The following is a 6,071-nucleotide window of genomic DNA, read 5'->3' as shown; positions in this document are numbered from 1 at the left end:
TCGCATCATGAGGCATTATACATAAAGGTAGTCACCGGTTTTTAGCTTATCTTCAACCCATAACGGTCTCATCTATTCAGTTCACTACCATTGATTGAAATAACTAATCTTATAAATTTCAGAGTGATCGTAGATGACAAAAATGTCATTTTAAAGTCACATTAATGTTGGTTAAGTACTTTTACTGTAGTCATTAGAACACTCTTCTTTGGAATACTCTGAAGAAAACTGTAAGGTTGTAAACAGACCAAGTTACAGCGAGTAACTGATTCAGAAAAAGGCTGGTTGTATGGTGAAAGTTTAGAGTTACTGTTCTAATGTTTTAAACAAATGTTTTGTTAAAAAGGAGCAACATATGAAATTTCACATCGCTAATATGACTTGTGGTGGTTGTGCACGCGGCATTACTACCGCAATTAAAGAGCTCGACTCGAATGCCTCACTCGATATTGATTTACAAAACCGTATTGTTGAAATCAACACAACGGTGAGTCAGGATCAAGTCATTGCCACTCTCAGTGAGCGTGGATTTACAGCTGATCCTGCTTAATCTCTGTTAGAGTAACAGTGGGAATTCCTTACCACTTTTACTCTCTCTTATTTTCCTCATCGTACAGATAAAACCTGTACTTGCTTGAAATAAAAGTAATCCCTGAATTCCCCCTAATCTTGGTTCGAGCTGATCTTCGCATATAGAACTCAGCATATCTAAATGATAGAGATCGTATATGAGTACCGAAATGACTGATACGCCACACTACAGTGAAACATTAGAGATTGAGGGGATGACATGTGCTTCTTGTGTAGGCCGTGTGGAAAAAGCTTTAAAATCTGTTGAGGGTGTTGAATCGGCTCATGTAAATCTGGCTACCGAAAAAGCAGTCATTTATGCGCATCAACCACTTGATCGCGCTACTTTAATTAAAGCCGTAGAAAAAGCAGGCTACGAAGTGGAAGCGCTGCAACCAATAGAGCTTACGATTGAGGGTATGTCATGTGCTTCTTGTGTAGGTCGAGTAGAAAAAGCCTTAAAATCTGTTGAGGGTGTGGAATCAGCACATGTAAATCTGGCTACTGAAAAAGCGACTATTCAGGCAAGCTCATCTGTCACTCGTGACTCGTTAATTCAGGCTGTCACCAAAGCAGGGTTTGAAGCAAAGTCAGTTCATCAAACTACGGAAAGCTTTCAAGATAAAAAGAATATTGAATTAGAAAAACTTAAAAAAGATTTAATTTTGTCAGTCTTATTGACTCTACCCGTTTTTATTTTAGAAATGGGATCACACCTGATTCCCGCCTTTCATACGTTTATGATGGATAACATTGGCCAACAAAATAGCTGGTTAATGCAATTTTTCTTGACCACAGTAGCATTAATTTTTCCAGGCCGACGCTTCTTCAAAAAGGGCATCCCAAGTTTATTCCGCTTAGCACCAGACATGAATTCCTTGGTGGCTGTAGGAACATTGGCTGCTTATCTTTATTCAGTGGTTGCTACTTTCTTTCCAAGTGTCCTGCCACAAGGCACGGTCAATGTTTATTATGAAGCTGCAGCGGTTATTATCACTTTAATTCTATTAGGTAGATTTTTTGAAGCCAAGGCAAAAGGCCGAACGTCTTTAGCAATTCAACATCTAGTTGGAATGCAGCCTAAAGTTGCCAGAATACAGCTCAATAATCAGGTGATAGAAGTTCCGATTGCCGAAGTTCAAACAGGAACGATTGTAGAGATTAGACCAGGTGAGCGTATCCCTGTCGATGGTGAAGTTATTCACGGCCAAAGTTTTATTGATGAATCCATGATTACTGGCGAGCCTATGCCCGTTGAAAAAACGATAGGCTCTACTGTGGTAGGAGGAACAATTAACCAAAGTGGCAGCTTAAATATCAAAGCCACCTCTGTTGGTAGTTCATCAGTGCTTTCTCAAATCATCCGAATGGTTGAACAGGCACAGGGTTCCAAGCTGCCTATTCAGGCATTGGTTGATAAAATTACCATGTGGTTTGTACCTGTAGTAATGGGTCTCTCTCTTTTAACTTTTCTTACGTGGTTTATCTTCGGCCCTGAGCCAGCCCTAACGTTTAGCTTAGTTAATGCAGTTGCGGTACTCATTATTGCATGTCCTTGTGCGATGGGACTTGCAACGCCTACATCAATCATGGTGGGAACTGGGCGGGGTGCTGAAATGGGGGTTTTATTTCGTAAAGGTGAAGCTTTACAGCTGCTCAAAGAAACTAAAGTGGTTGCAGTTGATAAAACAGGGACTCTGACTGAAGGGAAACCAATTTTAACCGATCTGCATGTCTTAGAAGGTTTTGAATACAATACCGTACTTTCACTGATGGCAGCCGTTGAATCAAAGTCTGAGCACCCTATTGCTCGAGCAATTGTACAAGCCGCTATAGATAAGGAATTAATCCTGTCTCCTGTTGCTGATTTTAAATCAGTGACCGGCTACGGAATAGAAGCGAAGGTTTCTGAGCATTTGGTTCATATTGGTGCAGATCGATATATGGAAAAACTAGGTTTGAATCCTACTGTTTTTTCTCAATTTTCGGATCGTTTGGGAGAAGAAGGAAAAACTCCTCTCTATGTTGCGATTGACCAGAAACTTGCTGCCATTATTGCTGTAGCAGATCCAATTAAAGAATCAACATTTGCTGCAATTGAAGCGTTACATCAGTTAGGTTTAAAGGTTGCCATGATTACAGGTGATAACCGTCATACAGCTCAAGCGATTGCAAAAAAACTAGGTATTGATGAGGTTATTGCAGAAGTCTTACCAGAAGGTAAAATAGAGGCCGTTAAAAAATTAAAAAATCAATATGGTAAACTCGCATATGTTGGAGATGGCATTAATGATGCCCCTGCACTTGCAGAAGCAGATATTGGTTTAGCAATAGGTACAGGTACAGACGTAGCTATTGAAGCTGCTGATGTGGTTTTGATGTCTGGCAACCTGAAAGGAGTGCCAAATGCTATCGCTTTAAGCAAAGCGACTATAACCAATATTCGTGAAAATTTATTTTGGGCATTTGTTTACAATGCAGCTCTGATTCCTATTGCAGCAGGTGTACTTTATCCGCAATTTGGACTGCTACTTTCTCCTGTATTTGCTGCTGGTGCAATGGCTCTCTCGTCAATATTTGTACTAGGAAATGCTTTACGATTAAAACGTTTTAAAGCCCCCCTTGCAATTATTTAACCATTTTTTATATACATTTAAAGTTTTGTTGGCTTTACTTTATATATTTGGAAATAGTCTAAGCCATGTTGGCTTTTATTAAATATCATACAGTTGATATTCTAATTATTTGAGAGGGATTAAGATGAAAAGAATTTTATTAATATGCTTTATAGGCATGTCATTTACCTATGCGAATGCTCATTCTGGGGGAACGAACTCACAGGGTTGTCATACCAACAGTAAAACTGGTGATTACCACTGTCATTAATAGGTGCGCACACAGTTTTTTATTTAAAAGACTGTGCTTTAAAGTTATAAGTAGCGTTTAACTAAAGCTAAAAATTCATTTAGTTCTTTTTCCTTTATTTTCTCAGTATCACCGAGTACATGTTCTCTAAGATGAAGTTCTATTAACTCATTCATTAAGCCATTTATCGCACCTTTAATTGCTGCAACTTGCTGTAATACCTCAATACAAGAATTTTCAGAATTTAAAATATTCTGTTCAAGGGCATTAGTTTGACCTTGAATTCGTCTAATCCGATTTAAAATTTTTTTGTTCTGATTTAAGTGAGACATACTATTCAACCTCAAGAACATATACTATGGGGGAGTATTAATTGTGGTGCAATAAAATGTAATATCTAAATAATGTTAAAAGTGACCATTCGCATCAATTTGACGAAGGAAATCCTTTAGCACAAAAGAAAATTTTAATCGCAACCATCCTCACTGGTGTAATGATGGTGTTTGAAATTTTTGGAGGATGGTTCTTTAATTCCATGGCTTTATTGGCTGATGGATGGCATATGAGTTCTCATATGTTGGCATTGGGCTTAGCTTATTTTGCCTATAAAATGGCTCGAAAATATGCTCGTGATCAGAGATTCTGTTTCGGTACATGGAAGATAGAAATCTTAGCTGGATATTCGAGTGCCATTTTATTGATGGTTGTTGCTGTATTCATGGGTGTTCAATCGATAGAACGTTTATTCAATCCTGTGAATATTCACTACAACGAGGCAATTTCAATTGCGATTGTTGGCTTGATCGTTAATTTTATTTGTGCCTGGTTACTACGTGAAAATGGTCACCACCACCATCATCATCACTCTCATGATGACCATGACCACCACCACGATCATCATCACTCTCATGATGACCATGACTTAAACCAGAAAGCCGCTTTTCTTCATGTAGTAGCAGATGCAGTAACTTCTGTATTAGCGATTATTGCACTTTTCGCAGGGAAGTATTTTGGATGGGATTTTTTAGATGCAATTCTAGGGATCGTAGGTGCAGTGCTTGTAGCACAATGGTCTTGGGGATTGATTAGAGAAACAGGTAAAACATTGCTTGATGCAGAGATGGAACATCCTGTAGTAAAGGAGATTCAGGAAGTTGTAGAGGAATTAGATAACCAAATTACGATTACTGATCTGCATGTCTGGAAAGTAGGTAGAAGTAAATCTTCATGTATTTTATCCCTAAATACAGTTAATGACTCCTTAACAGCAGAGGTAGTTCGTAAAGCTTTGTCAATTCATGAAGAGATTGTTCATATTTCTGTTGAAATTAACAAGAATTTCCATGTTGTTTAAATTAATATTTATTCCTTTTAAACTTTATCAGTCTATTTATGTAAATCTTAGATTAGAATTTGTTTGTTGTAGAGCGTCGGGGCGCCTCGGCAATTCTGCGTGTTGAAATAGAAAGGAAAATTCATTACTTTAAAGCGCAAAGCATGTTGCAGATGCAGCTCTTATTCCGAGGAATTTTACACTGGTATCGCCCGCCGATAGAAACACCAGATCCGGCAGTCAGGACGTAAATAACCATTCCTCCAGTTTAAATAAAAAAACCTGCAGATTCGATGCAGGTTTTTTTTAGAGATAATCAATCGCGTCTTATTTGGCTTTACGCTCTTTCTCGATCAGGTAATTCACCACCTGAATGACTTTGGCATCATTACCCTGCACAATATATTTACCATTCACGGTCACTGCCGGAACACCACTTAACTGATACTGAGCAGCCAGATTTTTGGCTTGGGCAATTTTCGAAGTGATCGGGAAAGATTTATAAGTGCTGTTAAATTTCGCTTCAGGAATACCATAGCGGGTAGGCACTGTTGCAAATAGTGATTTGAGTCGATGATGTTCCCTTTAAAAAGTGCTTAGAGACCGAAAACCCTGTTGATTAGACACACTTCACCCTGAGGCTGACCATAATAAAATGACGATGCTTGTCCTTTACGTAGTGCACGCATGACTTCAATACCTTTAATTGTGGCATAAGCAGTCTTCATAGATTTGAATCCTAATGTGGCCCTGATGATTCGCTTTAACTTACCATGATCACATTCAATGACATTATTTTTATACTTAATCTGCCTGTGCTCAATATCTACTGGACATTTTCCTTCTCGCTTTAATCGTGATAAAGCATGGCCATAGGTCGCTGCTTTATCTGTATTGATGACCCGTGGAATTTGCCATTTTTTCACCGTATTGAAGATCTTTCCTAGAAAACTATAGGCTGATTTACTGTTCCGTCTAGCGGAAAGGTAAAAGTCAATCGTATGACCCCGTTGATCAACTGCACGATACAGGTAAGTCCATCGCCCCTTCACTTTGATATAAGTCTCATCCATATGCCATGAATGTAAATCTGTAGGATTACGCCAATACCAGCGTAACCGTTTTTCCATTTCTGGAGCATAACGCTGAACCCAACGATAAATTGTACTGTGATCCACATTTATGCCTCGTTCAGCGAGCATTTCTTGAAGTTCACGATAGCTGATGCCATATTTACAATACCAACGAACAGCCCAAAGAATGATTTCACCTTGAAAGTGCCGACCGTGGAAGGGATTCATCT

4 protein-coding genes and 2 pseudogenes are annotated in these 6,071 nt (G+C 38.7%); 3 read left to right on the top strand and 3 right to left on the bottom strand.

Translation table 11 applies throughout. The features are described from left to right. Positions 1–355 precede the first annotated feature (355 nt). Positions 356–550, top strand: coding sequence for a heavy-metal-associated domain-containing protein (locus N7590_RS21705; protein ID WP_004281879.1), 195 nt, complete (start codon positions 356–358; stop codon positions 548–550). A 178-nt stretch (positions 551–728) separates the two neighbouring features. After that, on the top strand, positions 729–3,206 hold the full coding sequence (locus N7590_RS21700; RefSeq protein WP_057061711.1) for a heavy metal translocating P-type ATPase: 2,478 nt from the start codon (positions 729–731) through the stop codon (positions 3,204–3,206). A 294-nt stretch (positions 3,207–3,500) separates the two neighbouring features. On the opposite strand, the gene N7590_RS21695 is transcribed toward N7590_RS21700, so the two are convergent. Then, on the bottom strand, positions 3,501–3,767 hold the full coding sequence (locus N7590_RS21695; protein ID WP_005006352.1) for a metal/formaldehyde-sensitive transcriptional repressor: 267 nt from the start codon (positions 3,765–3,767) through the stop codon (positions 3,501–3,503). A 62-nt stretch (positions 3,768–3,829) separates the two neighbouring features. Here N7590_RS21695 and dmeF point away from each other — a divergent pair. Next, a pseudogene (gene dmeF, locus N7590_RS21690) lies at positions 3,830–4,789 on the top strand (CDF family Co(II)/Ni(II) efflux transporter DmeF); the annotation flags it as partial. 306 nt (positions 4,790–5,095) lie between these two features. Here dmeF and N7590_RS21685 read toward each other — a convergent pair. Beyond that, a pseudogene (locus N7590_RS21685) lies at positions 5,096–5,332 on the bottom strand (DsbA family protein); the annotation flags it as partial. A gap of 32 nt (positions 5,333–5,364) precedes the next feature. Continuing rightward, positions 5,365–6,069 (bottom strand): IS6-like element IS1008 family transposase, encoded by a 705-nt coding sequence (locus tag N7590_RS21680; protein WP_001067783.1) that lies wholly within the window; start codon positions 6,067–6,069, stop codon positions 5,365–5,367. Between the last annotated feature and the right edge of the window lie 2 nt (positions 6,070–6,071).

The organism is Stenotrophomonas sp. GD04024, assembly GCF_029837545.1.
Taxonomy (GTDB): domain Bacteria; phylum Pseudomonadota; class Gammaproteobacteria; order Xanthomonadales; family Xanthomonadaceae; genus Stenotrophomonas; species Stenotrophomonas forensis.
The sequence above is the reverse complement of the archived record's forward strand: the minus strand, read 5'-3'. Positions and strand labels throughout refer to the sequence as shown.